At 73.5% G+C, this 26,789-nt stretch carries 24 protein-coding genes and 1 tRNA gene; 15 read left to right on the top strand and 10 right to left on the bottom strand.

Features of this window, described 5'->3' with window-relative positions; translation table 11 throughout:
- Nucleotides 1-39: 39 nt before the first annotated feature.
- The 3 genes from IFT45_RS14605 (at nucleotide 40) to IFT45_RS14615 (ending at nucleotide 2,777) form a co-directional block, all read left to right on the top strand.
- Nucleotides 40-2,028, top strand: a complete 1,989-nt coding sequence (locus IFT45_RS14605; RefSeq protein ID WP_192129036.1) for a glycogen debranching N-terminal domain-containing protein — start codon at nucleotides 40-42, stop codon at nucleotides 2,026-2,028.
- A 155-nt stretch (nucleotides 2,029-2,183) separates the two neighbouring features.
- Nucleotides 2,184-2,384: a DUF3073 domain-containing protein gene (locus IFT45_RS14610; protein ID WP_056051837.1), complete on the top strand. Its 201-nt coding sequence runs from the start codon at nucleotides 2,184-2,186 to the stop codon at nucleotides 2,382-2,384.
- A 45-nt stretch (nucleotides 2,385-2,429) separates the two neighbouring features.
- Nucleotides 2,430-2,777, top strand: coding sequence for a VOC family protein (locus tag IFT45_RS14615; protein ID WP_056051834.1), 348 nt, complete (start codon nucleotides 2,430-2,432; stop codon nucleotides 2,775-2,777).
- A gap of 181 nt (nucleotides 2,778-2,958) precedes the next feature.
- On the opposite strand, the gene IFT45_RS14620 is transcribed toward IFT45_RS14615, so the two are convergent.
- Together IFT45_RS14620 and purM are read right to left on the bottom strand one after the other, a co-directional pair.
- Nucleotides 2,959-3,150: a hypothetical protein gene (locus IFT45_RS14620; protein ID WP_056051831.1), complete on the bottom strand. Its 192-nt coding sequence runs from the start codon at nucleotides 3,148-3,150 to the stop codon at nucleotides 2,959-2,961.
- A 374-nt stretch (nucleotides 3,151-3,524) separates the two neighbouring features.
- Nucleotides 3,525-4,649 (bottom strand): phosphoribosylformylglycinamidine cyclo-ligase, encoded by a 1,125-nt coding sequence (purM, locus tag IFT45_RS14625; protein ID WP_185231091.1) that lies wholly within the window; start codon nucleotides 4,647-4,649, stop codon nucleotides 3,525-3,527.
- Between the two features lie 71 nt (nucleotides 4,650-4,720).
- Between purM and purF the strand changes: the two genes are divergently transcribed.
- The 3 genes from purF to IFT45_RS14640 all read left to right on the top strand — a co-directional run bounded on the left by purF (nucleotide 4,721) and on the right by IFT45_RS14640 (nucleotide 8,704).
- Entirely contained in the window at nucleotides 4,721-6,181 is a 1,461-nt protein-coding gene (gene purF, locus IFT45_RS14630; RefSeq protein WP_056051828.1) for an amidophosphoribosyltransferase, read from the top strand.
- Nucleotides 6,182-6,269: 88 nt separating this feature from the next.
- On the top strand, nucleotides 6,270-7,148 hold the full coding sequence (locus tag IFT45_RS14635) for an ABC transporter ATP-binding protein (RefSeq protein WP_192129038.1): 879 nt from the start codon (nucleotides 6,270-6,272) through the stop codon (nucleotides 7,146-7,148).
- Nucleotides 7,130-8,704, top strand: a complete 1,575-nt coding sequence (locus IFT45_RS14640) for a transporter (RefSeq protein ID WP_197982474.1) — start codon at nucleotides 7,130-7,132, stop codon at nucleotides 8,702-8,704. Before IFT45_RS14635 ends, IFT45_RS14640 begins: the two co-directional genes overlap by 19 nt.
- 33 nt (nucleotides 8,705-8,737) lie before the next feature.
- Here IFT45_RS14640 and IFT45_RS14645 read toward each other — a convergent pair whose 3' ends face one another.
- A complete protein-coding gene (locus IFT45_RS14645) occupies nucleotides 8,738-9,118 on the bottom strand; it encodes a hypothetical protein (RefSeq protein WP_156369860.1) in 381 nt (126 codons plus the stop codon).
- A 62-nt stretch (nucleotides 9,119-9,180) separates the two neighbouring features.
- Entirely contained in the window at nucleotides 9,181-9,561 is a 381-nt protein-coding gene (locus IFT45_RS14650) for a sterol carrier family protein (protein WP_056051822.1), read from the bottom strand.
- Between the two features lie 63 nt (nucleotides 9,562-9,624).
- On the opposite strand from IFT45_RS14650, the gene purD reads away from it, so the two are divergent.
- The 4 genes from purD to IFT45_RS14670 all read left to right on the top strand — a co-directional run bounded on the left by purD (nucleotide 9,625) and on the right by IFT45_RS14670 (nucleotide 13,880).
- A complete protein-coding gene (gene purD, locus IFT45_RS14655; RefSeq protein ID WP_192129040.1) occupies nucleotides 9,625-10,902 on the top strand; it encodes a phosphoribosylamine--glycine ligase in 1,278 nt (425 codons plus the stop codon).
- The gene (locus IFT45_RS14660; RefSeq protein ID WP_192129042.1) at nucleotides 10,899-11,801 is read left to right on the top strand and encodes a phosphoribosylaminoimidazolesuccinocarboxamide synthase; all 903 of its coding nucleotides are present in this window, start codon (nucleotides 10,899-10,901) and stop codon (nucleotides 11,799-11,801) included. The genes purD and IFT45_RS14660 overlap by 4 nt, the downstream gene beginning before the upstream one ends.
- Nucleotides 11,802-12,117: 316 nt before the next feature.
- Nucleotides 12,118-12,954, top strand: coding sequence for a VOC family protein (locus tag IFT45_RS14665; RefSeq protein ID WP_192129057.1), 837 nt, complete (start codon nucleotides 12,118-12,120; stop codon nucleotides 12,952-12,954).
- A gap of 317 nt (nucleotides 12,955-13,271) precedes the next feature.
- The gene (locus IFT45_RS14670) at nucleotides 13,272-13,880 is read left to right on the top strand and encodes a GNAT family N-acetyltransferase (RefSeq protein ID WP_192129045.1); all 609 of its coding nucleotides are present in this window, start codon (nucleotides 13,272-13,274) and stop codon (nucleotides 13,878-13,880) included.
- Between the two features lie 171 nt (nucleotides 13,881-14,051).
- On the opposite strand, the gene IFT45_RS14675 is transcribed toward IFT45_RS14670, so the two are convergent.
- Nucleotides 14,052-15,554, bottom strand: coding sequence for a catalase (locus IFT45_RS14675; protein ID WP_056051812.1), 1,503 nt, complete (start codon nucleotides 15,552-15,554; stop codon nucleotides 14,052-14,054).
- Between the two features lie 81 nt (nucleotides 15,555-15,635).
- Nucleotides 15,636-16,139: a transcriptional repressor gene (locus tag IFT45_RS14680; RefSeq protein WP_192129047.1), complete on the bottom strand. Its 504-nt coding sequence runs from the start codon at nucleotides 16,137-16,139 to the stop codon at nucleotides 15,636-15,638.
- 236 nt (nucleotides 16,140-16,375) lie between these two features.
- On the opposite strand from IFT45_RS14680, the gene IFT45_RS17930 reads away from it, so the two are divergent.
- Nucleotides 16,376-17,728 (top strand): GAF domain-containing protein, encoded by a 1,353-nt coding sequence (locus IFT45_RS17930; protein ID WP_192047017.1) that lies wholly within the window; start codon nucleotides 16,376-16,378, stop codon nucleotides 17,726-17,728.
- 54 nt (nucleotides 17,729-17,782) lie between these two features.
- Here IFT45_RS17930 and IFT45_RS14690 read toward each other — a convergent pair whose 3' ends face one another.
- A complete protein-coding gene (locus IFT45_RS14690; protein WP_185231086.1) occupies nucleotides 17,783-18,706 on the bottom strand; it encodes a ribokinase in 924 nt (307 codons plus the stop codon).
- Between the two features lie 126 nt (nucleotides 18,707-18,832).
- Here IFT45_RS14690 and IFT45_RS14695 point away from each other — a divergent pair, with 126 nt between their 5' ends.
- The 4 genes from IFT45_RS14695 to purL all read left to right on the top strand — a co-directional run bounded on the left by IFT45_RS14695 (nucleotide 18,833) and on the right by purL (nucleotide 23,762).
- Nucleotides 18,833-20,134 (top strand): acyltransferase, encoded by a 1,302-nt coding sequence (locus IFT45_RS14695; RefSeq protein ID WP_244638032.1) that lies wholly within the window; start codon nucleotides 18,833-18,835, stop codon nucleotides 20,132-20,134.
- A gap of 309 nt (nucleotides 20,135-20,443) precedes the next feature.
- Nucleotides 20,444-20,728, top strand: coding sequence for a phosphoribosylformylglycinamidine synthase subunit PurS (locus IFT45_RS14700; RefSeq protein ID WP_056055429.1), 285 nt, complete (start codon nucleotides 20,444-20,446; stop codon nucleotides 20,726-20,728).
- Nucleotides 20,728-21,423 carry a phosphoribosylformylglycinamidine synthase subunit PurQ gene (gene purQ, locus IFT45_RS14705; protein WP_192129049.1) on the top strand — a complete coding sequence of 232 codons (696 nt, stop codon included), beginning with the start codon at nucleotides 20,728-20,730 and terminating at the stop codon, nucleotides 21,421-21,423. Before IFT45_RS14700 ends, purQ begins: the two co-directional genes overlap by 1 nt.
- Entirely contained in the window at nucleotides 21,420-23,762 is a 2,343-nt protein-coding gene (gene purL, locus IFT45_RS14710; RefSeq protein WP_369814239.1) for a phosphoribosylformylglycinamidine synthase subunit PurL, read from the top strand. Before purQ ends, purL begins: the two co-directional genes overlap by 4 nt.
- A gap of 385 nt (nucleotides 23,763-24,147) precedes the next feature.
- On the opposite strand, the gene IFT45_RS14715 is transcribed toward purL, so the two are convergent.
- From IFT45_RS14715 to gltX, 3 genes are all read right to left on the bottom strand, one after another.
- A tRNA-Gln gene (locus IFT45_RS14715) sits at nucleotides 24,148-24,219 on the bottom strand.
- Between the two features lie 55 nt (nucleotides 24,220-24,274).
- A complete protein-coding gene (locus IFT45_RS14720) occupies nucleotides 24,275-25,210 on the bottom strand; it encodes an FAD-dependent oxidoreductase (protein ID WP_192047013.1) in 936 nt (311 codons plus the stop codon).
- Nucleotides 25,207-26,697 (bottom strand): glutamate--tRNA ligase, encoded by a 1,491-nt coding sequence (gene gltX / locus IFT45_RS14725; RefSeq protein ID WP_192129051.1) that lies wholly within the window; start codon nucleotides 26,695-26,697, stop codon nucleotides 25,207-25,209. Before gltX ends, IFT45_RS14720 begins: the two co-directional genes overlap by 4 nt.
- Between the last annotated feature and the right edge of the window lie 92 nt (nucleotides 26,698-26,789).

A 26,789-nucleotide genomic window follows, 5' to 3' on the forward strand; every position in this document is an offset into this window, starting at 1 on the left:
CCCCCTCCCCACGCCCGCCCTGACCCCCGGAGCACCGACATGACCGAGACCGCCGCCCGCCCCCGCCCCGCCGACCAGCGCGACGGCGTCGACGACCAAGCCAGCACCGAGCGCCACGGCCTCCAGCCCTTCCTCGCCGCCGAGACCGTCGTGCTCCGCGCCCCGGCGCAGGCCTGGTCGTCCGACGACGGCACGATGGGCCGGGCCGCGGTGCACGGCTTCTACCTCGGCGACGTGCGCCTCGTCGACGAGCTGACGCTGACGGTCGACGGGCGCGTGCCCGAGACCGTCGCGACGGTCGCCGTCGACGCGTCGACGCTGCGGGTCGAGTCGCTGCTGCGCGGCGTCGACGACCGCGGGGCCGACCCCGGAGTCCGCCTGTCGGTGCTGCGCTCGGTCGACGTGGGCGGCATGCGTGACCGGCTGACCGTGACGTCGCGGCTCGACCGCGAGCTGACGCTGACCGTCGCGCTCGCGCTGCGGCCCGACGCGGCCCCCCTCGAGCTGGTCAAGGCCGGGCTGCCGGGCGGGCGCCCCGACGACGTGACGGTCGCGGGCGACGGCGCCCGCGCCTCCTGGACCTCCGACGGCGTCGCCGTCTCCCTCGACGCGGCCGGCGTCGACGGCGGTGCCGGAGGCGCGGTGCAGCACGACGGCACCCGTCTCGTGGCCACGTGGCGGCTGGTGGTGCCGCCCCGGGCCTCGGCCTCGGTCGCCCTCGCCCTCACCGCGTCGCGCCCCTCCCCCGTCGTCGCCGGTGTCGCGGGCCCGCTCGCCTGGGCCGCGCCCGACCCGGCGCCGCGCGACGACCGGCTGGCTCGCTGGCTCGACCGGGCGCACGACGACCTCGCGGCGCTGCGCCTCACGACGGCCGACGAGCCGGGCGACGTCTTCTACGCGGCCGGGGCGCCGTGGTTCTTCACCCTGTTCGGGCGCGACTCGATCTGGGCGGCCCGCTTCACGCTGCCCCTCGACCGCACCGTGGCGGCGGGCACGCTCCGGGCCCTCGCGCGCCTGCAGGGCACCGCCTCCGTGCCCGACACCGCCGAGCAGCCGGGCAAGGTGATGCACGAGCTGCGGCAGCAGACCCTCACCATCCCCGGCGAGGGCGTGAGCCTCCCCCCGCTCCACTACGGCACGGTCGACGCGACTCCGCTCTGGGTCTGCCTGCTGCACGACGCGTGGCGCTGGGGCCTGCCCGACGCCGAGGTCGAGGCGCTGCTGCCCGCGGCGGAGGCGGCCCTCGCCTGGATGCGCGACAGCGGCGACAGCGACGGTGACGGGCTGCTCGAGTACGTCGACGAGACGGGGCACGGCCTCGCCAACCAGGGGTGGAAGGACAGCGGCGACAGCGTCCAGTGGCGCGACGGGCGCCTGGCCGAGGGGCCGATCGCGCTCTGCGAGGTCCAGGCGTACGCCTACGAGGCGGCGGTGCACGGCGCCGACCTGCTCGACCACTTCGGCCGCGAGGGGGGCGCCGCGTGGCGGGCGTGGGCGGCGCGCCTGCGCGACAGGTTCCGCGACTCCTTCTGGGTCTCCGACGCGGCCGGGGCCTACCCGGCCATCGCGCTCGACGCGGCCAAGCGGCCGGTCGACACCGTCACGAGCAACCTCGGCCACCTGCTGGGCACGGGCCTGCTCGACGAGCACGAGGAGGCGCTGGTCGCCGCCCGGCTCGTCTCGCCCGAGCTGGCGGCCGGCTTCGGGCTCCGCACCCTGTCGAGCGACGCCGCGGGCTTCTGGCCCCTGAGCTACCACGGGGGCAGCGTGTGGACGCACGACACCGCCGTCGCGGTCTCGGGCCTCGCGCGCGCGGGCTTCGACGACGAGGCGCGCTCCCTCGCCGAGGGCCTGCTCGCGGCGGCGCCGTCGTTCGACCACCGCATGCCCGAGCTGCACTCCGGCGACGACCGCGGCGAGGTGCCGTCGCCGGTGCCGTACCCGGCGTCGTGCCGCCCACAGGCGTGGTCCGCGGCCGCCGCCGTCGCGGTCTGGGCGGCCACCCACGACGTCGTGCCGCCCCGCTGACGACCGCCCCCGCGCCCCCGGCACAGCACCCGCTCGGGGGGACGGGGGCGGCGGGGCCCCGTGATAAGATCGTGTCCAGTTTTGCAACTGTCATCTGTCGGCTGTACCCGGTTCGTCCGACACCGTTTCCGGGCCGAGAGCAGAGGGGGTCACGCATGGGGCGCGGCCGTCAGAAAGCCAAGCACACCAAGGTCGCCAGAGAGCTGAAGTACTTCAGCCCTGACACCAACTACGGTGCGCTCGAGAAAGAACTCGCCACGAAGAGCGACTCGGGCGACGAGTACGTCGACAAGTGGGCCGACGACTTCGTCGACGACGAGTACGACGCTGGCCACGAGCACGACAAGAGCGCCTGAGCCGACGGCTCACGAGCGCGATCTGAGACGACGGGGCTGACCGGCATGGCTCTCACCTGGGAACAAGTGGTGGTCGACTCGAGCGACCCCGCCGCCCTCGCCGCCTGGTGGGCTGAGGCCCTCGGCTGGGTGGTCGTCTCGACGGGCGACGACGAGCCCGAGATCCGGCCCGCGCCCGACGTGCTGCCCGGCCTCCTGTTCGTCCACGTCGACGAGCCCAAGACCGTGAAAGACCGGCTGCACCTCGACTTCCGGCCCGACAGCCGCGACGAGCAGGCCGCCGAGGTCGACCGCCTCATCGGGCTCGGGGCGACGCGCGTCGACGTCGGACAGGTCGACGCGTCGTGGGTCGTGCTCGCCGACCCCGAGGGCAACGAGTTCTGCGTCCTCTGAGCAGCGCGGCATAGCGGCACCGCTGACCAGCGCCGCTGAGGAGCGGCCGAGCGGCGAGGGGCGTCGAGCGGCGACCAGCAGGCCGCGGCGATCAGCCGAGCACCGACGCCTGACGGACCCGCGGCGGTCGATCGCCCCGTGGCGACGGGCCGACGACAGGCGTCCGACCGATCAGCCGTGCCTAGCCGACGAACTGCGCGAGCACCGGCAGCAGCCCCACGGCGACGACGGCGACGAGGCCCGTCGCGGTGACGACGGCGACGCGGCGGCTGCTCCGCACCGGCGTGTAGCCGGGGCGACGAGCAGCAGAGGCGGCCGGCACCCGGGAGGCGCGGGTCGAGCGGGCGGGCAGGGCGTGCGGGTGCGTGGTCATGATCTGGTCGACTCCTTCGTCGTCCGTCCCGACGTCGTCGTCGGGTCGCGCCCCGGAGGGCGTGCGCTGATCCTACGGCGCGACGCCCGCCGCCGCACCCGCGGCCTCGGCCGCCCGCGGCGATCGGCCACCGCCTCGCCACCTCGGCCGCCCCGTCTCCCCCGACCGGCCCCGCCGACCCGCCCCGCGCCTCCTCGGGGCACATGCCGACCATCCGGCCGCCCGAGCCCTTCTGGTACCCGGATTCCTCCGTATTGCAGGCTTCCCGGTCGGCATTTACAGGAAAACGGAGTCGCGGCGAGCGAGCAGCGTCCCCCGAGTCGCGGCGAGCGAGCGGCGACCCCGACCCCGACCCCGCCCCGCCCCGCGCGACCTCAGCCGGCGTACGCCCCCACGAGGCGCACGGCCCCGCCGTCCACGCCCTTGGCGCCCTGCTCGAAGCCGCTGAGGTCGCGGGTCGACGTGGCGACGGTGCCGACCTGCCACGTCTCGACGCCGTCGGCCGCGAGGGCCGCGGTGACGGCGGCGGCGCGGTCGGCCGCGACGACGGCGATCATGCCGATGCCGAGGTTCCAGGTGCCCTCGCTCGACTCGAGCGTCGATCCGGCGAGCTCGCTGAGCACGCGGAAGACGGGCGCGGGCGACCAGGTGGTGCGGTCGACCTCCGTCCACGACCCGCGGGGCAGCACACGGGCGAGGTTCGCGGCGATGCCGCCGCCGGTGACGTGGCTGAGCGAGTGCACGGCCCCGGCGAGCGCCGGGTCGTCGAGCACGCGCAGCAGGGGCGCGGTGTAGAGGCGGGTGGGCTCGAGCAGGGCCTCGCCGAGGGTGCCCGAGAGCTCGTCGACACTGTCGGTGTAGCCGAGGTCGCGCGAGGCGAGGATGTGCCGCACGAGCGAGAAGCCGTTCGAGTGCAGCCCGGACGACGCGAGGGCCAGCACGACGTCGCCGTCGACGACGAGGTGCTCGCCGAGCTGCGAGCCGGCCTCGACGACGCCCACCGCGGCGCCGGCGACGTCGTAGTCGTCGGGGCCGAGCAGGCCGGGGTGCTCGGCGGTCTCGCCGCCGACGAGGGCGGTGCCGGTCTCCGAGCAGGCGCGGGCGATGCCCTCGACGATCGACGCGATGCGGGCGGGCACGACGCGGCCACAGGCGATGTAGTCGGTCATCACGAGAGGGCGGGCGCCGACGACGACGATGTCGTCGACGACCATGCCCACCAAGTCCTGCCCGATGGTGTCGTGCTTGTCGAGGGCCTGCGCGATGGCGACCTTCGTGCCGACGCCGTCGGTCGAGGTCGCGAGCAGCGGCCGGTCGTAGTCCTTGAGGAACGACACGTCGAACATCCCCGCGAAGCCGCCGACCCCGCCGACGACGCCGGGCCCGTGGGTGGCGCTGACGGCCGCCTTCATCAGCTCGACGGCACGGTCGCCCGCGGCGGTGTCGACCCCCGCCGCCGCGTAGGAGGCGCTGCTCGAGGGGGCAGGGGAGGTCACCATTCGTTCATCCGTTCGGTGTCGTGGCAGACTGACGCAGTAACCCCAACTCTACGGTCTGGAGCCAGATCCGCATGTGCGGCATCGTCGGTCTCGTCGCGCACGAGCCAGCAAATCAACTCGTCTACGACTCCCTCCTCCTGCTGCAGCACCGCGGGCAGGACAGCACCGGCATCGCGACCGCCGAGCGCGGCATCTTCCACGTGCACAAGACCAAGGGGCAGGTCCGCGAGGGCTTCCGCACGCGTGACATGCGGGCGCTGCTCGGCACGATGGGCCTCGGCCACGTCCGCTACGCCACGAAGGGCGCGGCGACGAACGAGCAGGAGGCGCAGCCGTTCTACGTGAACGCCCCCTACGGCATCGTCCTCGTGCACAACGGCAACCTCACGAACACGCGTGAGCTGACGAGCGAGCTCTTCCACGTCGACCGCCGGCACCTCAACACGAACAGCGACACCGAGCTGCTCGTGAACGTGCTCGCCCACGAGCTGCAGGAGCAGGTCAACGGCACCGACCTCGACCCCGAGCAGATCTTCGCCGCGGTCACCCGGGTGCACGACCGGGTGCAGGGCTCGTACGCCGCGATCGCGATGATCGCCGGCCACGGCCTGCTCGCGTTCCGCGACCCGTTCGGCATCCGTCCGCTCGTGCTCGGCCGCCGGAAGGCCGCCGACGGGCAGCGCGACGAGTGGATCGTCGCGAGCGAGTCGCTCGTGCTCGAGTCGGGCGGCTACGAGATCGTCCGCGACGTCGCGCCCGGCGAGGCCGTGTTCGTCTCGCTCGACGGCGAGATGGTGTCGAAGCAGTGCCACGCGGCGCCCCGCCTGGTGCCCTGCTCGTTCGAGTACGTCTACCTGGCCCGGCCGGACTCCGTGATGAACGGCATCTCGGTCTACGACGCCCGCCTCCGCCTCGGCGACCGCCTCGCCGACACGATCGCGACCTACGCGCCGACCGGCGACATCGACGTGGTCATGCCCATCCCCGACTCGTCGCGGCCCGCCGCCATGCAGGTCGCCCGCAAGCTCGGCATCGAGTACCGCGAGGGCTTCTACAAGAACCGCTACGTGGGCCGCACCTTCATCATGCCGGGGCAGGCGGAGCGCAAGCGCTCGGTGCGCCAGAAGCTCAACGCGATGTCGAGCGAGTTCAAGGGCAAGAACATCCTCATCGTCGACGACTCCATCGTGCGCGGCACGACCTCGCGCGAGATCGTCGAGATGGCCCGCGCCGCCGGAGCGAACGAGGTCACCTTCACCTCCGCCGCGCCTCCGGTGCGCTACCCGCACGTCTACGGCATCAACATGCCGACCCGGCACGAGCTCATCGCCCACGACCGCAAGATCCCCGAGATCGCGCGCGAGCTCGGCGCCGACCACCTCATCTACCAGGAGGTGGAAGACATGCGCTCCGCCATCACCGAGGGCAGCGACGTCGTCGACCTCGAGATGAGCTGCTTCACCGGCGACTACGTCACCGGCTCGGTCACCCCCGAGTACCTTGCCTGGGTCGAGGCGAACCAGCTCAGCTGACCGTGACGGAGGCGCGGGTCGGCCTGGGCGGCCGCGCCTCCCCCACGAGACGGTGGCCGACCCGAGCCGTCGTCAATAGGCTCGTCGCATGAGCGACCTCGGCTCCCCCGTGCCCCCCGACGACACCGCGACCGTGCGCCCGCCCGCGGTGCCCGAGAAGGCCCCGGCCCCCGGCGCCGCCCCGGCCCCCGGCGCCGCTCCAGCCGGGACCGCCGCGCCGGCCCTCCGCATCGCCGGCCTCCGCAAGGCGTTCGGCCCCAAGGTGGCCGTCGACGGCCTCGACCTCACGGTGCCGCTCGGCTCCTTCTACGGGCTGGTCGGCCCGAACGGCGCCGGCAAGACGACCACCCTGTCGATGGCGACCGGCCTGCTGCGCCCCGACGCCGGCACGATCGAGGTGCTCGGCACCGACGTGTGGAGCGACCCCGTCCGCGCCAAGTCGCTCGTCGGCGTCCTGAGCGACGGCGTGGCCCTCTTCGACCGGCTGACCGGCGAGCAGCTCGTGACGTACCACGGCCTCCTCAACGGGATGGACCGCGCGACGACCGCCCTCCGCGTCGGCGACCTGCTCGACCTGCTCGACCTCCGCGAGGCGGGCGGCACGCTCGTCGTCGACTACTCCGCGGGCATGACCAAGAAGGTGGCGCTGGCCTGCGCGCTCGTCCACGCCCCGCGCCTCCTCGTGCTCGACGAGCCGTTCGAGTCGGTCGACCCGGTCTCGGCGGCGAACATCCGCGACATCCTGCACGGCTACGTGGAGGGCGGCGGCACCGTCATCGTCTCGAGCCACTCGATGGACCTCGTGCAGCGCATGTGCGACCACGTCGCCGTCGTGTCGTCGGGCCGCGTGCTCGCGGCGGGCACGACCGACGAGGTGCGCGCCGGCTCCAGCCTCGAAGACCGCTTCGTCGAGCTCGTCGGCGGCCGTCAGCACGCACAGGGGCCCTCGTGGTTGCGCACCTCCTGAGCCTCCGCTGGCGGGTGATGCTGAACGGGTTCCGTCGCAGCACCTGGCAGCTGATCGCCGCGATCATCGGGCTCCTGTACGGCCTCGGCATCCTCGCCCTCCTCGTCGGCGGGCTGTTCGCGCTGTCGTTCGCGCCCGAGACCTGGGCGTGGACGGTCGGGGTGCTCGGCGGCTCGGTCGCCGTGCTCGGCTGGGTCGTCGTGCCGCTGCTGCTGCGCGGCGTCGACCAGACGCTCGCGATCTCGAAGCTGCGGGCGTTCCCGCTGCCGGCCGACCGCCTCCTCGTGGCCCTGCTGGTGTGCGGGGTGCTCGGCGTGCCGGGGCTCGTCACCCTCGTCGCCGGTGTCGCGACCGGGCTGAGCTGGTGGCAGCACCCGCTGTCGCTGCTCACCGCCGTCGTCTGCGGCGTCGTCGGGGTGCTCACCTGCATCGCCGCGTCGCGAGCGCTCGAGTCGCTGACCAGCTCGCTCGGCGCCCACCGGCGCTACCGCGAGGTGATGGGCGTGCTCGTCTTCGTGCCGCTCATCCTCGCCGGGCCCCTGATCGTGCTGGCGGGCACGGGCCTCTCGAGCCTGCGCGACGACCTGCCGAAGATCGCCGGGGTCCTCTCGTTCACGCCCCTCGGGGCCGTCTGGTCGGTGCCGGGAGACCTCGCCCTGGGCCGCCCCGGGGAGGCGGGGGTCAAGGCCCTGATCGCCCTCGCCACCCTGGCCGTGCTGCTGCTGCTCTGGCGCGTCGGGCTGCGGGCCGCGCTGGTCTCGTCGCCGGGCGCGGCCGCCTCGGGTCGCTCGAAGGGCCTCGGGCCGTTCCGCTGGTTCCCGGCGACGCCGACCGGCGCCGTCGCGGCCCGCACGGCCGTCTACTGGCTGCGCGACCCGCGCTACGGCGGCTCGCTCGTGATCGTGCCGCTGCTGCCGGTGCTCGCGGTGTTCCTCGCCGCGACGACGGGCAGCGACTGGCTGCTCTACGCGCTCGGCCCGGGCATCGCCGCCCTGCTCGCCGTGACCCTGTGCGCCGACGTGTCGTACGACGGCACCGCGTTCGCCGCGCACCTCTCGACCGGGGTCTCCGGCCGTGCCGACCGGGCGGGGCGCGTCATCACGCTCTCGCTCTTCGCGGTGCCCGTGGTGGTCGTCGCGACCCTCGTGCCCCTCGCCGTGCTCGGCGAGCTGACGAAGGCACCCGCGCTGCTCGGCATCGGCCTGGGCGTCATGCTCACCGGCTTCGGGGTCTCGAGCGTGGCGTCGACCCGCTTCCTGATGCCGGTGCCCGCGGCGGGCGAGAGCCCGTTCAAGTCGCCGCAGGGCGCCAGCCTGACGTCGGCGCTCGGCATGTACGCGGCGTGGGCGCTGTCGTTCGCGTTCGCGCTGCCCGAGATCGCGCTGGGGCTCGTCGCCCTGGCCCAGGGCAGCCTGCTGCTCGGGGTCGCGGCGCTGGTCGTGGGCCTGCTGCTCGGCGGGGTGCTCGTGGTGGTCGGCGTCGTGCGCGGCGGACGCTCGCTCGACGAGCGCGGGCCGGAGCTGCTCGCCCGGCTGCGGCGCGCCTCCGGCTCCTGACCCGCAGGGGGCTCTGCTCGAGACCCGGGGGCTCTACTCGAGCTCGCCCTCGACGGCGGGCTCGTCGGGGGCGTCGACGCTCTCGCGCTCGGCCCGCACCCGCTTGGCGCGGCGGATCGAGCTGCGGTCGGCGACGATCGCGACCGTGGCGCCGATCGCGCCGCCGAAGGTCAGGCCCCACAGCGCGAAGTAGCCGTAGGTCGAGGCGATGCCCTCGCCCTCGTCGAACGGGAAGAGCGACGTGACGATCAACGAGACGACGACGCCCGCCATCGCGCCGACGATGAGGAAGACCGAGATCTTCGGCGCCCGCCGCACGCTGACCTCGTCGTGCGAGCGGTCGTCGACCACCGGGGCGTCGACCGCCGAGGCGTCGGCGTCGGGCTGCTGCGGGGAGTCGGGTGCGGTGGTCACGTCGGCCATTCTCCCAGAGCCGAGGTCGCGCGCACGCCCGGTGTCTCGGTGCCGAGCGGTCGTCAGCTCCGCGGCAGGCGGACCGGCACGTAGCCGGTGAGGTCGGCGCGGCTGCCCGAGGCCGAGACGAGGGCCTGGTCGACGGCCTCCTGCCAGGTGAGCGCACCGGTGGCGAGGCGGATGAAGGTGGCCGGGTCGGTCTCGACGACGTTGGGCGGGGTGCCGCGGGTGTGGCTGAGGCCCTCACGGAACTGCACCGCTCCCCAGGGCGGCACCCGCACCTCCACCGTGGCGCCGGGCTCGCCGTCGGCGAGCACCTGCAGCAGCCAGCGGACCGCGGTCGCGGTGACCACGCGGGAGGGCTGCGCGCCCTCGGCGAGCGCCGTCTGGGCCTCGCGCACGGCGGCCGCGCCGGTGCCGTCGTCGATCCTCGCCTTGGCCATGCGGCTCAACCTATACGGGCGGGCGCCGAGGGGCCCGGACGGCCCACTGGGTAGGATCGGCGCGTGCGAATCCTCGTCCTCGGCTCCGGTGCTCGCGAGCACGCCATCATCACCGCCCTGCTCCGTGAAGACGCGGGGCACGAGATCGTCGTCGCCCCCGGCAACGCCGGCATCGCCGAGCAGGTCGAGGTGGTGCACCTCGACCCGTCGAACGGTGCGGTCGTCACCGAGTACGCGCTCGAGAACGACGTCGAGCTCGTGGTCGTCGGCCCGGAGGCGCCGCTCGTCACGGGCGTGGCCGACCCGCTCCGGTCGCGCGGCATCCCGGTCTTCGGCCCCGGCAAGGCGGCCGCCGCGCTCGAGGGCAGCAAGACCTTCGCCAAGCGCGTCATGGACGCCGCGGGCGTCCCCACCGGCCGGGCCACCCGGGTCGGCACCCTCGACGAGGCGGTCACGGTGCTCGACGAGTTCGGCGCCCCCTACGTCGTCAAGGCCGACGGGCTCGCCGCGGGCAAGGGCGTGCTCGTCACCTCCGACCGCGACGCCGCGGTCGAGCACGTCACCTACTGGCTGCAGCACGGCTCCGTGCTCGTCGAGGAGCACCTCGAGGGCCCGGAGGTCTCGCTCTTCTTCCTCAGCGACGGCCACACCGTCGTGCCGCTCAGCCCCGCTCAGGACTCGAAGCGCCTGCGCGACGGCGACGAGGGCCCGAACACGGGCGGCATGGGCGCGTACTCGCCGCTGCCCTGGCTCGCCGACCGATTCGGCAGCGAGAAGGACTTCGTCGACGAGGTGCTCGACACCGTCGCGACGCCGACCGTGCGCCAGCTCGAGCACGAGGGCACGCCGTTCATCGGCCTGCTCTACGCCGGGCTCATCCTCACCGAGCAGGGCGTGCGGGTGATCGAGTTCAACGCGCGCTTCGGCGACCCCGAGACGCAGGTCGTGCTGCCCCGTCTCGTCACCCCGCTGAGCGGCCTGCTGCTCGCGGCGGCGACCGGGTCGCTCGGCAACCACGAGGCTCCGCGCTTCGTGCCGACGCCCGCCGTCACCGTGGTGCTGGCGAGCGAGGGCTACCCCGAGGCCGTCGTCAGCGGGCGCGAGATCACGGGGCTCGACGACGCCCTGGCCGTCGCGGGGGTGCACGTGACGCACGCCGCCACCGCGCGGCTCGACGACCGGCTGATCGCCACCGGCGGGCGCGTGCTCAGCGTCGTCGCCGAGGGGAAGGACTTCGAGGAGGCGCGGGGCCGGGTCTACGAGGCCGTCTCGCGCATCCGGCTCGAGGGCTCGCAGCACCGCACCGACATCGCCGCGCGGGTCGCGGGCGGCGCCCGATGAGCGCGCTCGACCTGCCCGGCTGGAGCCACGCCTACTCGGGCAAGGTGCGCGACCTCTACGTGCCCGCGCCGGTGGTCGACTCGGTCGGCGACGTCGCGACGCTCGACGACACCAGCCACCTGCTGGTCGTCGCCTCCGACCGCGTCAGCGCCTACGACCACGTGCTCGAGCCCGGCATCCCCGGCAAGGGCGCCCTGCTCACGCAGCTGAGCCTCTGGTGGTTCGCGCAGCTCGACGGCGTGCCGAACCACCTCGTCGACCCGACCACCGCGCCCGTCACGCTGCCCGAGCAGGTGCGCGACCGCGCGATGCTCGTGGCGCCGCTCGACATGTACCCGGTCGAGTGCGTCGTGCGGGGCTACCTCGTCGGCAGCGGCTGGGCCGAGTACCGCGAGCACGGCACCGTCTGCGGCATCGCGCTGCCGGCGGGGCTGCAGAGCGGCGACCGGCTCCCCGAGCCGATCTACACGCCGGCGTACAAGGCGCCGCTGGGCGAGCACGACGAGAACATCTCGTACGAGCGCACCGTCGAGCTCGTCGGGCCCGAGGTCGCGGCCGCCCTGCGCGACACGTCGCTCGAGATCTACCGGCGCGCGGCGGTCGTCGCCGAGGCGCGCGGCGTCGTGCTCGCCGACACGAAGTTCGAGTTCGGGGCCGACCGGTCGACGGGCGCGCTGACCCTCGGCGACGAGGTGCTCACGAGCGACAGCAGCCGCTACTGGGACGCCGAGGCGTACTCGTCGGGCGACCGCACCGCGAGCTTCGACAAGCAGATCGTGCGCGACTGGCTGTCGGCGAACTGGGACGGCGAGGGCACCCCGCCCGAGCTGCCCGCCGAGATCGTCGAGCGGACGGCGGCGCGCTACCGCGAGCTGATCGAGCGGCTGACCGGCCGCTAGCCGCCCGGGCGTCAGTTGCCCGGCGCCAGTTGCCCGGCATCGTCGAGGCGCCCCTCCCGGGGCCCTCACCGCCGCCGAGCGGCCAGGTAGCGTCACTTCGATCGCCCGGGCCACGTCGCGCGGCATCGGGAGGCGGCGACGGGAATCCCCGCGCCCACCGCGCGGTTGCAGGTCGGTGACGCGTCATCGACCTGGTGCCGCGCCCCGAGACAGGGAGCGACCCATGACCGACGAGACCTCGGCGCCCGAGCCGACCCGCGACTCCCCGGCTGCCCCCGCCGCGAGGTCGCTCGACCTGCTCGCGCCCGACACGACCATGGGCGCGGTGACCCTGCGCGTCGCCGACCTCGACGGCATGACCGCGTTCTACCGCGACGCCGTGACGCTCGCCGTGCTCTCGCACGACGCGACCGCCGGCCGCAGCGTCCTCGGCCGCGGCACGACGCCGATCGTCGTGCTCGAGCACGCGCCCGAGCTGCGGCACGCGGCCGCCCGCGAGGCCGGCCTCTTCCACACCGCGATCCTCTTCGAGACCGAGGTCGACCTGGCGTCGGCCGTCTACGGCGTCGCGAGCCGGCACCCGGGCAGCTTCACCGGCAGCGCCGACCACCTGGTCAGCAAGGCCTTCTACTTCGCCGACCCCGAGGGCAACGGCATCGAGCTCTACTGGGACCGCGACCGCACCGCTTGGTCGTGGACCCACGGCCAGGTCGACATGGCGACGCTCGCGCTCGACCCGAACGCCTTCCTGCAGCAGAACGTCCGCGAGGAGGCGCTGGTCGCCGCCGCCTCCCGCCCCGCCTCCGTGGGCCACGTGCACCTCAGCGTGGGCGACGTGGCGTCCGCCCACCGGTTCTACGTCGAGCAGCTCGGCTTCGAGACCACGACGCGCTTCGGGTCGCAGGCCCTCTTCGTCAGCGCCGGCGGCTACCACCACCACATGGCGATGAACACGTGGAACAGCGCCGGCGCCGGCCGTCGACAGCTCGCGCTCGGCCTCGGCACCGTGCGGATCGAGGTGCCGACCGGCGACGACCTCGGCGCCCTCGGCGAGCGCCTCGGCCACCACGGGGTGGCGACCCGCGACGACGGGCGGGTGCTGGGGTTCGACGATCCGTGGCTGAACTCGATCGAGGTGCGGGTCCGGGCGTAGTCGCGCGGGCCCTCGGTCGCAGGCTCCCTCGGCGCTGGCGTCGCGGAGGCGCTCCGCGCCTCCCTCAGCTCCAGCGCGCTGGCTGAACTCGATCGAGGTGCGGGTCCGGGCGTAGGCGGGCGGGCCCTCGGTCGCAGGCTCCCTCGGCGCTGGCGTCGCGGGGGCGCTCCGCGCCTCCCTCAGCTCCAGCGCGCTGGCTGAACTCGATCGAGGTGCGGGTCCGGACGTAGTCGGGCGAGCGGCCCCTCGGTCGCGGGCGGCGGCATCGACCGCGCCTCGGCACCGGCACCGGCACCGCGGGGCGTAGCGTCGACCGCATGCCTGACCAGCCCGCCCCCTCCGTCGCGCCCGACGCCCCCGAGCACGACCACCGCCCCGTCTTCGACCTCGTCGCCGAGGGCGACCTGGGCCTCGACGACCACGAGGCGATCGCCGCGATGCTGGGGCTCGCCTTCTCCGAGTACGACCACTGGTACGCCGGGGCCCGCAGCTGGGCCGGCATGCAGCCCGAGCTGCGGGTGCTCGGCCGCGTCGGCGACGTCGTGGTCGCGCACGCCGGCCTGCGGCGGCAGTTCGTGACGGTCGGCGAGACCGACCTGCTCGTCACGGCGGTGGGCATGGTGGCGGTGAGCCCGATCCTGCAGGGCACGGGCCAGGGCGGGGAGCTGCTCCGCCGGGTCGACGAAGGGCTCGCCCGGTTGGGCAGCCGGTTCGGCCTGCTCGAGACGGGCGAGGGGGTCCAGGGCTTCTACCGGCGTGCGGGCTGGCGCCCGCTGCACGGCGTCACGGGCCACTTCACGGCGTTCAGCGCCGACGGCGCCGGGGTGCTGGTCAGCCAGGACGAGGGCTGGCTCGTCCGCGAGGTCGGCTCCGACCTCGCCGAGTGGCCCGCCGGCGACCTCCGCTGGAACGGCCAGATGGTCTGAGCGGCCGACCCGCGCCGATCAGGCACGGGACGAACCACGTCCTCGCCACGGAACCACGCCGCGGCGTGGTTCCACTGCGACGACGTGGTTCGTAGCACCGTCGCCCCCACATGCGGGAGGCGCGGTGCCCGTCGACCGGGCACCGCGCCTCCCGCAGTGCGGGACCGCCGACTACGCGGGCACGCCCACCGTCGCCGGGTCCTCGTTCGAGCCGGGCGCCTCGGGCGAGACGCCGGCGCGCACGCGGGCGCCGAGGATGGGGTCGACCGAGTTCCAGTACTGGAACACGCGCTCGAGCAGGTCGGGGCGCGTCACCTTGGAGACGTGGCCGACGATGTTGGCGACGAGGCGGTCACGCTGCTCGTCGTCCATCACGTCGCGCACGAGCGAGCCGGCCTGGCCGAAGTCGTCGTCCTCGGCGTGCAGGGTCGCGGCCGAGCGGACGAGCTCGCCGTCGCTCTCCCAGCCGCCGGTGTCGCCGGCCGCCTGCGGGTCGGCCGCGGGGCCGCCCACCGAGTTGGGCGCGTAGACCGGCGCCGTCGCCTCGCTGAAGTGGTAGCGCGCCGCGCCGTCCTTCGAGTACGAGTGCACCTCGGTCTTCGGGGCGTTCACCGGCAGCTGCTGGTGGTTGACGCCCACGCGGTAGCGGTGCGCGTCGGCGTAGCTGAAGATGCGGGCGAGCAGCATCTTGTCGGGGCTCGTCGCGATGCCGGGCACGAAGTTCGAGGGGGCGAAGGCGGCCTGCTCGATCTGCGCGAAGTAGTTCTCCGGGTTGCGGTCGAGGGTCATCGTGCCGACCTCGATCAGCGGGTAGTCGCTGTGCGGCCACACCTTGGTGAGGTCGAACGGGTTGAAGCGGTAGCCGGCAGCGTCGGCGTACGGCATGACCTGCACCGAGAGGGTCCAGGTCGGGAACTCGCCCCGCTCGATCGCGGTCGACAGGTCGCGGATGTGGAAGTCGGCGTCCTCGCCCGCGATGCGGTCGGCGTCGTCCTGCGTGAGGATGGCGTTGCCCTGGTCGGACTTGAAGTGGTACTTGACCCAGGAGCGCTCGCCCTCGGCGTTGATCCACTGGTAGGTGTGCGAGCCGAAGCCGTCCATCTGGCGCCACGACGCGGGCAGGCCGCGGTCGCCCATCAGCCAGGTGACCTGGTGGGCCGACTCGGGCGAGAGGGTCCAGAAGTCCCACTGCATGTCGTGGTCGCGCAGGTGGCTGCCGGGCAGGCGCTTCTGCGAGTGGATGAAGTCGGGGAACTTCATGCCGTCGCGGATGAAGAAGACGGGGGTGTTGTTGCCGACGAGGTCGTAGTTGCCCTCGCTCGTGTAGAACTTCAGCGCGAAGCCGCGGGGGTCGCGCCACGTGTCGGGGCTGCCCTGCTCACCGGCGACGGTCGAGAAGCGGGCCAGCATCTCGGTCTCGACGCCGGGCTGGAAGAGCGCGGCGCGGGTGTACTGCGAGACGTCGCCGGTGGTGACGAAGCGGCCGAACGCGCCGCCGCCCTTGGCGTGGACGATGCGCTCCGGCACCTTCTCGCGGTTGAAGTTCGCGAGCTTCTCGACGAGGCGGTGGTCGTGCAGCACGATGGGGCCGTCGGCCCCGACGGTCTGCGAGTGGGCGTCGCTCGCGGCGGGCGCTCCGTTGTCGGTCGTGGTCACGGGGGTGGCGTCGGTCATGACTCCTCGTTTCGTTCGGTGTTCAGTCACGGGTCGTTCAGGCACCCGGCACGCGGCCGGGGAAGACGGTGGGGCGGGCCCTCAGGAGGCGCGAGTCAGGTCGCCGACGGCGGTCGCGTCGCCGGTGCCGCCGGCCTCCGCGTCGAGCTCGACGTCGTCGTCGGAGCCGCGACAGGCCGCGCACAGCCCCCAGAAGGTGACCTCGGCGGTCTGCACCGTGAACCCCGCGTCGTTCGACGGGGTCAGGCACGGCGCGTGCCCGACGACGCAGTCGACGTCGGCCACGTCGCCGCAGACCGTGCAGACGACGTGGTGGTGGTTGTCACCGGTGCGGAGCTCGTAGAGCGCCGGTGAGCCGGCCGGCTCGATGCGGCGCACGAGCCCGGCGCCCGCGAGCGCGGCGAGCACGCCGTAGACCGCCTGGAGCGAGGTGCCCGGCAGCGCCAGGGCGACCTTCGCGAAGACGACGTCAGCGGCCGCGTGCGGCATGCCCTCGAGCGCCTCGAGCACGGCGAGGCGCGGCGCCGTCACCCGGAGGCCGGCTCCGCGGAGCCGGTCGTGGGTGGCGCTGGTCTCGGGGTGCACCTGACCATCATGGCACTTCTCTTGAACAGTTCAAGACAGCGCGCCCTCATCCGCAGCCGCTGCACAGGCGCGGCCCCGGGCGCCGGCCCCTCCTGCGCGCCCGCACCGCGCCTCCCGGACACCGCTTCGCCCCGTGGACGTCCGCCGGAGCCCAGTAGTGGGGGATGCGACCGTGGCGGCGCGTCCGTAGCGTGGTCGGCGGGACGGCACCCGACGCACAACCCGAGGAGCACCACGTGACCAGGACGGTCGACACCACCAGCACCACCCCGCAGTCGTACGAGCGGCTGCGCCCTGCCATGCGCCTCTGGTACCTCTGGTGGCTCTCCCGGTCGCGCCGCGTCGCGTCGCCCCGCGACGAGCCGTCCGCGCGCTCGACCGCGACCGACGCCGACACCGTGCTCATCGTCGGCAACGGCCCGGCCCACGGCTGGGGCGTGCGCTCGCACGACCAGGCCCTCGTCGGCCAGCTGTCGCGGGCGTCGTCGGCCGCCACCGGCCGCGCGTGCTCGGTCGACTACGTCGGCGACGAGATGATGAGCATCGAGTCGACCCGCTCGTGGATCCGCGACACCGACCTCGGGCTGTACGACACCTTCGTCGTGCTGGTCGGGCTCAACGACGCCGTCCGGCTCACGCCCCTCGACACCTGGGAGCGCGAGCTGCGCCAGCTCGTCGCCACCCTCGCCCGGCGGGCGCACCCCACGGCCCGCACCGTGCTGATCGGCGTCCCCCCGGTGCGCTCGGTCAAGCCGTTCGAGTCGCTGCTCGGCGCGGTCGCCGAGACCCACGCCGAGCGGATGAACGCGATCACCGAGCTGGTCGCCGACGAGACGGGCGCGAGCTACTTCCGCCTGCCGGCCGGCCTGCGTCGCCCCGATTCGCCCCACGGCTGCGTCGAGGGCTACCGCCAGTGGGCCCAGACGATCGCGCACCGCATCGCGCCGACCCTCGACAGCGTCCGACGCGTCGAGCTCGACGAGCGGCTGCCGCGCAGCCTGCCCGAGCGCTCGTTCGAGTGGAGCGGCGGCGCCACCCTCGTCGACAACGCGTCGCGGGGCGGCTCCGAGGTGCTGCAGCAGCTGGCGAAGGAGGCGGAGGCCGAGTTCGGCGTGGACGTCGCGGTCGTCAGCATGCTCGACGGCAGCAAGCTCTGGTACGCCAACAACACCGAGCTGCTCCCGGTCTCCATCCCCCGCGAGCTGACCTTCTGCGACGTCACCGTCGCGGAGGACGACGTGGTGGTCGTCGAGGACGCCCGCAAGGACGAGCGCTTCGCCGACAACCCCTACCTCGACCTCAACCACGGGTACTTCTACGCGGGCCACCCGATCCACTCGTCGACCGGCGAGACCATCGGCACCTTCTGCCTCCACGACGTCCGGCCGCGCAAGTCGTCGTCGGTGTCGCCGGAGAAGCTCCGCGCGTTCGCCCTCCGCGCCGAGGCCGAGCTGCAGAGCTACGAGAAGTCCGTCGCCGGCCCGGTCGCGTCGCTCGGGCAGGGCGCCCTGCCCGGAGCGGGGCCGGCCCAGCCCGCCACGCGTCGCGAGCGCCGCGAGGCCGAGGCCCGCGCCGCACTGCACGCCTGAGCCGCAGGGCCGCGGCCGGGGCCGCTGCCCCGGCCCCGGTCGACGGGTCTCGGCCTAGCGCCGCTCGCGCGGCACCTGGACGAGCGCCCCCGCCGCGTCGTTCGCGGCCCCGGCGGCGTCGTGCAGCGAGGCCCCGCCGGCCAGCTCCGCGACGAGCACCCCGGCGAACTCGTCGCCCGCGCCCGTCGTGTCGAGGGCGACCACGCGGGTGCTGGTCGTGACGTGCTCGACGCCTGCCGCGTCGGCGACGAAGGCGCCGGCGCCCCCGGCCGTGACGACGGCGGACGGGCTGAGCTCGAGGAGGCGACGCGCGACGTCCGCCGGCCGCCAGGCCCCGCCCTCGCGGACGGCTGACCGCGAGCCCGGCTCCCCGACCGGGCGGGCGGCCTCCGCCGCGCGCAGCAGGGCGAGCCCCTCGGCGGCGTTCACCACCACCGGGTCGCTCGCGTCCAGCACGTCGACCGGCACGCTGCGCACCGGGCTGGCGTTGAAGACGAAGCGGGCGCCCGACGCCCGGCACCACTCGACGGCGGCGCGCAAGGCGGCCTCGCTGATCTCGTGCTGAGCGAGGACGACGTCGGGCCGGATCCGGTCGAGCTCGGCGGCGACGTGCTCGGGCGTCAGCGCGCCGTTCGCGAGCGGCGCGACGACGATGATGTTCTCGCCGTCGGGAGCGACCGTGATGAGGGCCCGGCCGGTCAGCCCCGGGGCGCGGTGCACCCCGGCCACGTCGATGCCGTGGCCTGCCGCCCACGCGACCACGCGGTCGCCGACGGGGTCGTCGCCGACGGAGGAGACGAGGGCCGTGGTGCCGCGCCGCACCGCCCCGACGGCCTGGTTGAGGCCCTTGCCGCCCGGCGCCTCCTCGTACTCCGACCCGAGGACGGTCTCGCCGGCGCGGGGGAACTCCCGGACGCGGGCGACCAGGTCGAGGTTGACGGATCCGACGACGGCGACTGTGGGCTCGGTTGTGCTCATGCCCCCATCCTGGACCGCCACGGGCGCTCGGCGACGCCCTCCCCCGCGCTCAGCCCTGGGGATGACTTCGGAGGCCGCCTGTGGAGGAACGCCCCGTCGGGGCAGACCGGTCGCTACGGTTCGACCATGACAGCCTCCATGCACGCCGGGCCGCGCACCGGCCGCTCGGGCGACCCGGCCGCCGCCCGGGCGCTCGACCTCTCGGGGCGCGACCTCGTCGTCGACCTGGCCCGCGTGGCCTGCGTGCTGCTGGTCGTGGTCATCCACGTCCTGATGGTCGGCGTCGCGGTCGACGCCGACGGCGCCGTCACCGCGACGCAGCCGCTCACCGAGCAGCCCTGGTTCGCGGTGTCGACCTGGGCCGGTCAGGTGATGCCCCTCTTCTTCGTGCTCGGCGGCTTCGCGAGCGCGACGTCGTGGGCGAGCGCCCGCCGCCGCGGCGTCACGGCCTCCGAGCACGTGGCCGGTCGCCTGGTCCGGCTCGCCCGGCCCGCCGTGCCCGTGTTCGTGGTGCTCGCCGCGGCCCTGCTCGTCGCGACGCTGCTCGGCGTCGACCCCGCCCTGCTCGACGTGGTGGCGACCGGGGTCGGCTCGCCCCTGTGGTTCCTGGCCGCCTACGCGATCACGCAGGTGGCGGTGCCGACGATGGCGCGCCTGCACGAGACCCGCCCCGCCGTGACCTTCGTCACCCTGGCGACCGCGGCGGTCCTCGTCGACGCCGCCCGCTGGTCGAGCGGGGTGACCGACGTCGGCCTGCTCAACCTGGTCTTCGTCTGGCTGTTCGTCCAGCAGCTGGGGTTCGCGGTCGCGAGCGGGTGGCTCGGGCGCGCACCGCGCCTCCTGCTCGTGGCCGTGGCCGCGGCGTGCTGGCTCTCGCTGCCCGTGCTGACCACGGTCGGCCCGTGGTCCCCCGACATGCTCGCCGGCCTGAACCCGCCGACCGTGCCGCTGATGGTGCTCGGCGTCGGCCAGATCTGCGTCCTGACGCTCCTCCGCCCGCTCCTCGAGCGGCTCATGGCGACGACGCCGGCCCGCGCCGTCGTGCTGGCCGTGGGCAGCCGCGGCATGACGATCTACCTGTGGCACCTGCCGCTGCTGATCGCCGTGCTCGGGGTCTGCCTCGCGCTCGGCGGCCCGCTGCCCGAGCCCGGCTCGGCCGCCTGGTGGTGGAGCCGAGGGCCCGTCGCGCTGCTGGTGGTGGGCCTCGCGTGTGCGGTGTCGCTCCTGACGGGGCGTCTCGAACAGCCGCCGCGGCGCCGGTCCGCCGATGTCGTGAGCCCGCCCGTCGGCGTCGTCGTGGTCGCCGCGGCGCTGGTCGTCGCGCCGACCTTCGCGGTGATGCTGTGGGGGCTGGACCTGCCGCTGGCGATCGCGGGGGCCGTGGCCCTGCCGCTCGCCGTCCAGCTGCTCGCGCCCCGCGCGAGGTGAGGGTGACGCCCGGCCGGTCGGGGGGTGCCGGCCGGGCGTCCTACGGCGTCGGGCGGATCAGGAACCCTCGACCGGATGTCGACAGGAGGCCCGATCACGAGGCCCTGTTCCTGCCGCTGCGTCAATGGTGCGACGCGATCCGATGACGACGCTGGGAGGAGCCTCGGCAACAGCCGACAACCGCGGCTCCCTCCCCAGCTCGACGGCTCTCCCCGCGGCCCCGGGCGCCTCCCCGTGCCCGCGGGCCCGGGCCTCCCCCTGCCCTAGACTCGACGCGTCCATCCGCTACCGCTTCTGCAGGAGTTGATCGTGCCCACCATCGTCGTCGAGGTCATGCCCAAGGCTGAACTGCTCGACCCCCAGGGCAAGGCCGTCGCCGGTGCCCTGGCCCGTCTCGGCTCCGCCGCTCCCGACCAGGCCGGAGCGACGTTCACCGACGTCCGCATCGGCAAGCGCTTCGAGCTGACCGTCGAGGGCGAGGTGACCGAGGCCGTCCTGGCCGAGGTGCGCCGACTCGCCGACGACGTGCTCTCGAACTCCGTGATCGAGGACGTCGTGGGCGTCACGGTGCTCGACGCGGCCCCCGCAGCCTGATGCGCGTCGGCGTCGTCACCTTCCCCGGCTCCCTCGACGACCGCGACGCGCAGCGCGCGGTGCGCCTCGCCGGCGGCGAGCCCGTCGCCCTCTGGCACGGTCAGCACGACCTCCAGGGCGTCGAGGCGCTCATCCTGCCCGGGGGCTTCAGCTACGGCGACTACCTGCGCGCCGGCGCGATCGCCTCGCTCTCGCCGATCATGACCGAGGTCGTCTCGGCCGCGAAGTCGGGCATGCCGGTGCTCGGCATCTGCAACGGCTTCCAGATGCTGGCGGAGGCGCGGCTCATCCCCGGCGCCCACACCCGCAACGCTCACCAGCAGTTCATCCGTCGCGACCAGGTGCTGCGCGTCGAGAACGCCTCCACCGACTGGACGAACGGCTTCACGGAGGGGCAGGAGATCACCATCCCCCTCAAGAACGCCGACGGCCGGTTCATCGCCGACGCCGAGACCATCGCGCGCATCGAGGGCGAGGGCCAGGTCGCCTTCCGCTACGTCGGGGTGAACCCCAACGGCTCGATGGACGACATCGCCGGCGTCTCGAACGCCCGCGGCAACGTCGTCGGGCTCATGCCGCACCCCGAGCACGCCACCGAGCCCGGCTTCGGCCCCGACATGCCCGACGCCATGTCGAGCGGCGTCGACGGCCTCACCTTCTTCACGTCCGTCATCGAGAGGGCCCTGTCTAAGTGAGCATCAACGACGACCACGCCGAGCTGATCGACGTCCGCCCCGAGGGCCCCAAGCCCGACACGGTCGCCGACGCGGCGGCGACGCCCGACAAGGAGCAGCCCTACGCGGCGCTCGGCCTCAAGGCCGACGAGTACGCGAAGATCCGCGAGATCCTCGGCCGTCGCCCCACGAGCGGCGAGCTGGCGATGTACTCGGTCATGTGGAGCGAGCACTGCTCCTACAAGTCGAGCAAGGTCTACCTGCGCCAGTTCGGCCAGAAGGTCTCCCCCGCCATGAAGAAAGACCTGATGGTCGGCATGGGCGAGAACGCGGGCGTGGTCGACGTCGGAGGCGGCTGGGCGGTGACCTTCAAGGTCGAGTCCCACAACCACCCCAGCTACATCGAGCCCTTCCAGGGCGCGGCCACGGGCGTCGGCGGCATCGTCCGCGACATCATCTCGATGGGCGCCCGCCCGGTCGCCGTGATGGACCAGCTCCGCTTCGGCGACATCGACGCCCCCGACACGGCGCGCGTCGTCGACGGCGTCGTGGGCGGCATCAGCTTCTACGCGAACTGCCTCGGCCTGCCCAACATCGGCGGCGAGACGTACTTCGACGCCGTGTACCAGGGCAACCCGCTGGTGAACGCCCTCGCGGTGGGCGTGCTCCGCCACGAGGACCTGCACCTCGCGAACGCCAAGGGCGTGGGCAACAAGGTGGTGCTCTTCGGGGCCCGCACCGGCGGCGACGGCATCGGGGGCGCCTCCATCCTGGCCTCCGACACGTTCTCGGCCGGCGGCCCGACCAAGCGCCCCTCGGTGCAGGTGGGCGACCCGTTCGCCGAGAAGGTGCTCATCGAGTGCTGCCTCGAGCTGTTCCGCGACGAGCTGGTCGAGGGCATCCAAGACCTGGGGGCCGCCGGCATCAGCTGTGCCACCTCCGAGCTCGCCTCGAACGGCGACGGCGGCATGTTCATCGAGCTCGACTCCGTCCTGCTGCGCGACCCGTCGCTCACGGCGGAGGAGATCCTCATGAGCGAGAGCCAGGAGCGCATGATGGCCGTCGTCCGCCCCGACAAGCTCGACGACTTCCTCGCGGTGACGGCCAAGTGGGACGTCGAGACGAGCGTGCTCGGCGAGGTCACCGACACGGGCCGCCTCGTCATCAACTGGCACGGCGAGGAGATCGTCAACGTCGAGCCGCGCACGGTCGCGGTCGACGGGCCGGTCTACGAGCGCCCGGTGGCGTACCCGACCTGGATCGACGCCCTGCAGGCCGACAGCGCGTCGGCCCTCGCCCGCCCCACGGGCAACGCGGTGCTGCGCGAGCAGTTCCTCCAGCTGCTCGGCTCGCCGAACCTCTCCGACAAGAGCTGGGTGACCAACCAGTACGACACGTACGTGCTCGGCAACACGGCGCTGAGCTTCCCCGACGACGGCGGCATGGTCCGGGTGGACGAGGAGTCGGGGCTCGGCTTCGCGATCGCCACCGACGCCAACGGCCGGTACTGCCAGCTCGACCCCAAGCAGGGAGCGCGTCTGGCCCTCGCGGAGGCGTACCGCAACGTCGCCGTCACGGGTGCCGTGCCCGCCGCGGTCACCGACTGCCTCAACTTCGGCAGCCCGGAGGACCCGGAGGTCATGTGGCAGTTCTCGCAGGCCGTCGAGGGCCTGGCCGACGGCTGCCTCGAGCTCGAGATCCCGGTCACGGGCGGCAACGTCTCGTTCTACAACCAGACCGGCACGGCGCCGATCCACCCGACGCCCGTGGTCGGCGTGCTCGGTGTCATCCAGGACGTCGCGAAGCGCGTCCCGTCGGGCTGGCAGGACGAGGGCGACAACATCTACTTGCTCGGCACGACGAAGCTCGAGCTCGACGGCTCGGCCTGGGCCGGGGTCGTGCACGACCACCTCGGCGGTCGCCCGCCGGCGGTCGACCTCGAGGCGGAGAAGCAGCTGGCGGGCCTGCTGGCCGCCGGTGCCGACCAGTCGCTGCTCGCGGCGGCGCACGACCTCAGCGACGGCGGGCTGGGCCAGGCGCTGGCCGAGGCCGTGCTGCGGTTCGGAGTCGGTGCCCGTGTGTGGCTCGACGAGGTGATGGAGCGTGACGGCGTGGACGTGGCGACGGCGCTGTTCAGCGAGTCGACCGGCCGTGTCGTCGTCTCGGTGCCGCGTGAGGACGACGTGAAGTTCCGGGGCCTCTGCGAGGGCCGCGGCTACCCCGTCGCCCGCATCGGCGTGACGGACGGCGCCTCGGGCTCGCTCGAGATCCAGGACCGCTTCACGGTGACGATCGACGAGCTCCGTCGGACGCACCGCGGCACGCTCCCGGCGCGCTTCGGCGCGACCATCCCCGCCTGACGCGCACCCCGCACCACCCCGAGGGCCCCTGCCACCGCAGGGGCCCTCTCCCGTCCCCGGACGACGTAGCCCGTCCCCCGGGGCGGCGCAGCCCGCCCGCCCCTGGGCGGCGCAGCTCGCCCCACGGACGGCGCAGCTCGCCCCACGGGCGGCGCAGCTCGCCCTCCCCCCGGGCGGCACAGCTCGCCCTAAGGGCGGCGCAGCTCGCCCTCCTCTGGGCGGCGCAGCTCGCCCCCGGGCGGCGAAGCCCGCCCTCCCCAGCAGGGGGCGGCGAAGCTCGCCCCCGCGCGTCGGGCGGCGAAGCTCGCCCGACAGCGGCCGGCAGGCCGCCGAACAAGCACGAACAGCAATGCCCCCGGACCGAAAGGTCAAGGGGCATGCATTGCTGGGGTACCTGGACTCGAACCAAGAACAACTGAACCAGAATCAGTCGTGTTGCCAATTACACCATACCCCAATGACAACACCTGTGAGGGTGTCGGCATCGTCGGCCCAGAACCTGAACCGATTGTCTACTGTACAGCATCTCCGAGGTGCTCGACACCACCGACGAGATCGCGGTTGATGGTGGCGGCGACCCGTGCCCCCGAGCCGGCGGCGACGATGAGCTGCTGCGGCCCGGGCGCGGTGGACTCCCCCGCCGCGTACAGGCCCTGCACCGACGTGCGCCCGTGGTCGTCGACGACGAGCAAGCCGTCGGCGTCGAGCTCGGCACCGGTGGGCGCGACGTACTCGAGCGCCCCCGACCACGTCGGTCGCACGAAGCCAGCCGTCCGGGCGACGACCTCGCCGTCGGCGAGCTCCACCCCGTGCATCCCCTCGCGGTCGCCCTGGATCGCGGCCACGCGGCGGCGCTCGACCCGGATGCCCCGGCTGGCGAGCCTCGACTCCTCGGACGCGGTGACGATGTCGGCGCCGTTCGTGAAGGCGACGATGTCGTCGCTCCACTGCGACAGCAGCAGCGCGCGCTCGGCGAGGTCGGGGTGCTCGCCGATGACGGCGATCGGCTGGTCGCGCTTGCCCCAGGCGTCGCATTCGATGCAGCTGTGCACGTAGGTGCCGTAGAACGCCCGGAGCGACCCGATGTCGGGCAGCGTCTCGTGCAGCCCCGTCGAGACCAGCACCACCCGCGCCGTGGCCGACGAGGCCGCTCCGCGGAACTCGCAGTCGATCTCGAAGCCGCCCTCGGTCGTGCGGATCGCCGTGGCCAGGGTCTGGCGGTGCTCGGCGCCCTCGTAGCCGAGGAACTCCTCGCGGCCGAGCTTCCGCAGCTCGAGGGGCGAGATGCCGTCGCGGGTGAGGAAGCCGTGCGACAGCAGCGTCGCGGAGTTCCGCGGTCGGTTGCTGTCGATCAGCAGCACGCGTCGCCGTGCCCGCACGAGGTTGAGGGCAGCGCTGAGCCCGGCGGGGCCGGCTCCGACGACGGCGACGTCGTACACGTCGTTCACGACCGGTCGAGCAGACGCTGGATGCGGCGCAGCGTCGACTCGCGCCCGAGGATCTCCATCGACTCGAAGAGCGGCGGGCTGACCTTGCGACCCGACAGCGCCACGCGCAGCGGCCCGTACGCGAGCCGGGGCTTGAGCCCGAGCCCGTCGACGAGCGCGCCCTTGAGCGCCTCCTGGATCTCCGGGTGCGTCCAGCCCTTCAGCCCCTGCAGGGCCGCCGAGGAGGCGCGGAGAACGTCGTCCGCGGAGTCCGGCAGCGAGGCGATCGCGTCGGCCTCGTGCACGAGCTCGTCGTCGTCGACGAAGAGGAACGACAGCATCCCCCGCGCCTCGCTGAGCAAGGTCATGCGCTCCTGGACGAGGGGCGCCGCCTGCACCAGGATCGCCGTCTCGGCCACCGTGGGAGGATCGCTGACCACGCCGTCGAGGTACGGCAGCAAGCGAGAGCGGAAGTCGTCGGGCTCGAGCAGCCGGACGTGGTCGCCGTTGATGGACTCGGCCTTCTTGAGGTCGAAGCGAGCCGGGTTCGGGTTGACGTCGACGACGTCGAACGCCGCCACCATCTCGTCGATGCTGAACACGTCACGGTCGTGCGTGAGCGACCAGCCGAGCAGGGCCAGGTAGTTGACCAGGCCCTCGGGGATGAAGCCCCGATCGCGGTGGTGGAAGAGGTTCGACTCCGGGTCGCGCTTCGACAGCTTCTTGTTGCCGTCGCCCATGACATAGGGGAGGTGGCCGAAGCGCGGGATGAAGGAGGTCACGCCGAGCTCGACCAGCGCCTCGTAGAGAGCGATCTGCCGAGGCGTAGACGACAGGAGATCCTCGCCACGCAGCACGTGGGTGATTCCCATCAGGGCGTCGTCGAGCGGGTTGACGAAGGTGTAGAGCGGGACACCGTTCGGCCGGACCACCACGAAGTCCGAGAAGGATCCCGCCGGGAAGGTGATCTCGCCGCGGACAAGGTCATCGAAGCTCAGGTCACGGTCCGGCACGCGGAGGCGCAGCGCCGGCTGGCGACCCTCAGCGCGGTAGGCCGCACGCTGGTCGGCCGTGAGCTCCCGCTCGAAGTTGTCGTAGCCCTGCTTCGGGTCACGGCCCTGCTCGACGTTGCGCGCCTCGATCTCCTCACCCGTGGCGAAGCTCTCGTAGAGGAGCCCCTTCTCGAGGAGCTGGTCGATGACGTCACGGTAGATGTCGTGACGGAGCGACTGGCGGTAAGGAGCGTGAGGCCCGCCGACATCGACGCCCTCGTCCCAGTCGATCTTCAACCAGCGCAGACCGTCGAGGATCTGCTCGTAGCTCTCCTCGCTGTCGCGGCTCGCGTCAGTGTCCTCGATGCGGAACACGAGCTTGCCGCCGGTGTGGCGTGCGTAGGCCCAGTTGAAGAGGGCGGTGCGGATGAGCCCGACGTGGGGCGTACCGGTGGGCGAAGGGCAGAACCGCACGCGCACATCAGTGCCGGTGGCGGTGGAGAAGGGAGCAGACATCGGTGATGATCTTACCGGCCGGCCCCCGTGGCCACCTGCGTTAAACACGAAAGGCCCCTCCTGTGGAGGGGCCTTTCGGTGTGCCAGTCATG

The organism is Frigoribacterium sp. CFBP 13707 (assembly GCF_014842245.1).
Classification (GTDB): domain Bacteria; phylum Actinomycetota; class Actinomycetes; order Actinomycetales; family Microbacteriaceae; genus Frigoribacterium; species Frigoribacterium endophyticum.

What these genes read in the sequence shown, in the direction of transcription:
- IFT45_RS14605 (WP_192129036.1), top strand. Translation starts at nt 40, where the DNA reads ATGACCGAGACCGCCGCCCGCCCCCGCCCCGCCGACCAGCGCGACGGC.
- IFT45_RS14610 (WP_056051837.1), top strand. Translation starts at nt 2,184, where the DNA reads ATGGGGCGCGGCCGTCAGAAAGCCAAGCACACCAAGGTCGCCAGAGAG.
- IFT45_RS14615 (WP_056051834.1), top strand. Translation starts at nt 2,430, where the DNA reads ATGGCTCTCACCTGGGAACAAGTGGTGGTCGACTCGAGCGACCCCGCC.
- IFT45_RS14620 (WP_056051831.1), bottom strand. Translation starts at nt 3,150, where the DNA reads ATGACCACGCACCCGCACGCCCTGCCCGCCCGCTCGACCCGCGCCTCC.
- purM (WP_185231091.1), bottom strand. Translation starts at nt 4,649, where the DNA reads ATGGTGACCTCCCCTGCCCCCTCGAGCAGCGCCTCCTACGCGGCGGCG.
- purF (WP_056051828.1), top strand. Translation starts at nt 4,721, where the DNA reads ATGTGCGGCATCGTCGGTCTCGTCGCGCACGAGCCAGCAAATCAACTC.
- IFT45_RS14635 (WP_192129038.1), top strand. Translation starts at nt 6,270, where the DNA reads ATGAGCGACCTCGGCTCCCCCGTGCCCCCCGACGACACCGCGACCGTG.
- IFT45_RS14650 (WP_056051822.1), bottom strand. Translation starts at nt 9,561, where the DNA reads ATGGCCAAGGCGAGGATCGACGACGGCACCGGCGCGGCCGCCGTGCGC.
- IFT45_RS14660 (WP_192129042.1), top strand. Translation starts at nt 10,899, where the DNA reads ATGAGCGCGCTCGACCTGCCCGGCTGGAGCCACGCCTACTCGGGCAAG.
- IFT45_RS14665 (WP_192129057.1), top strand. Translation starts at nt 12,118, where the DNA reads ATGGGCGCGGTGACCCTGCGCGTCGCCGACCTCGACGGCATGACCGCG.
- IFT45_RS14670 (WP_192129045.1), top strand. Translation starts at nt 13,272, where the DNA reads ATGCCTGACCAGCCCGCCCCCTCCGTCGCGCCCGACGCCCCCGAGCAC.
- IFT45_RS14675 (WP_056051812.1), bottom strand. Translation starts at nt 15,554, where the DNA reads ATGACCGACGCCACCCCCGTGACCACGACCGACAACGGAGCGCCCGCC.
- IFT45_RS14690 (WP_185231086.1), bottom strand. Translation starts at nt 18,706, where the DNA reads ATGAGCACAACCGAGCCCACAGTCGCCGTCGTCGGATCCGTCAACCTC.
- IFT45_RS14695 (WP_244638032.1), top strand. Translation starts at nt 18,833, where the DNA reads ATGACAGCCTCCATGCACGCCGGGCCGCGCACCGGCCGCTCGGGCGAC.
- purQ (WP_192129049.1), top strand. Translation starts at nt 20,728, where the DNA reads ATGCGCGTCGGCGTCGTCACCTTCCCCGGCTCCCTCGACGACCGCGAC.
- gltX (WP_192129051.1), bottom strand. Translation starts at nt 26,697, where the DNA reads ATGTCTGCTCCCTTCTCCACCGCCACCGGCACTGATGTGCGCGTGCGG.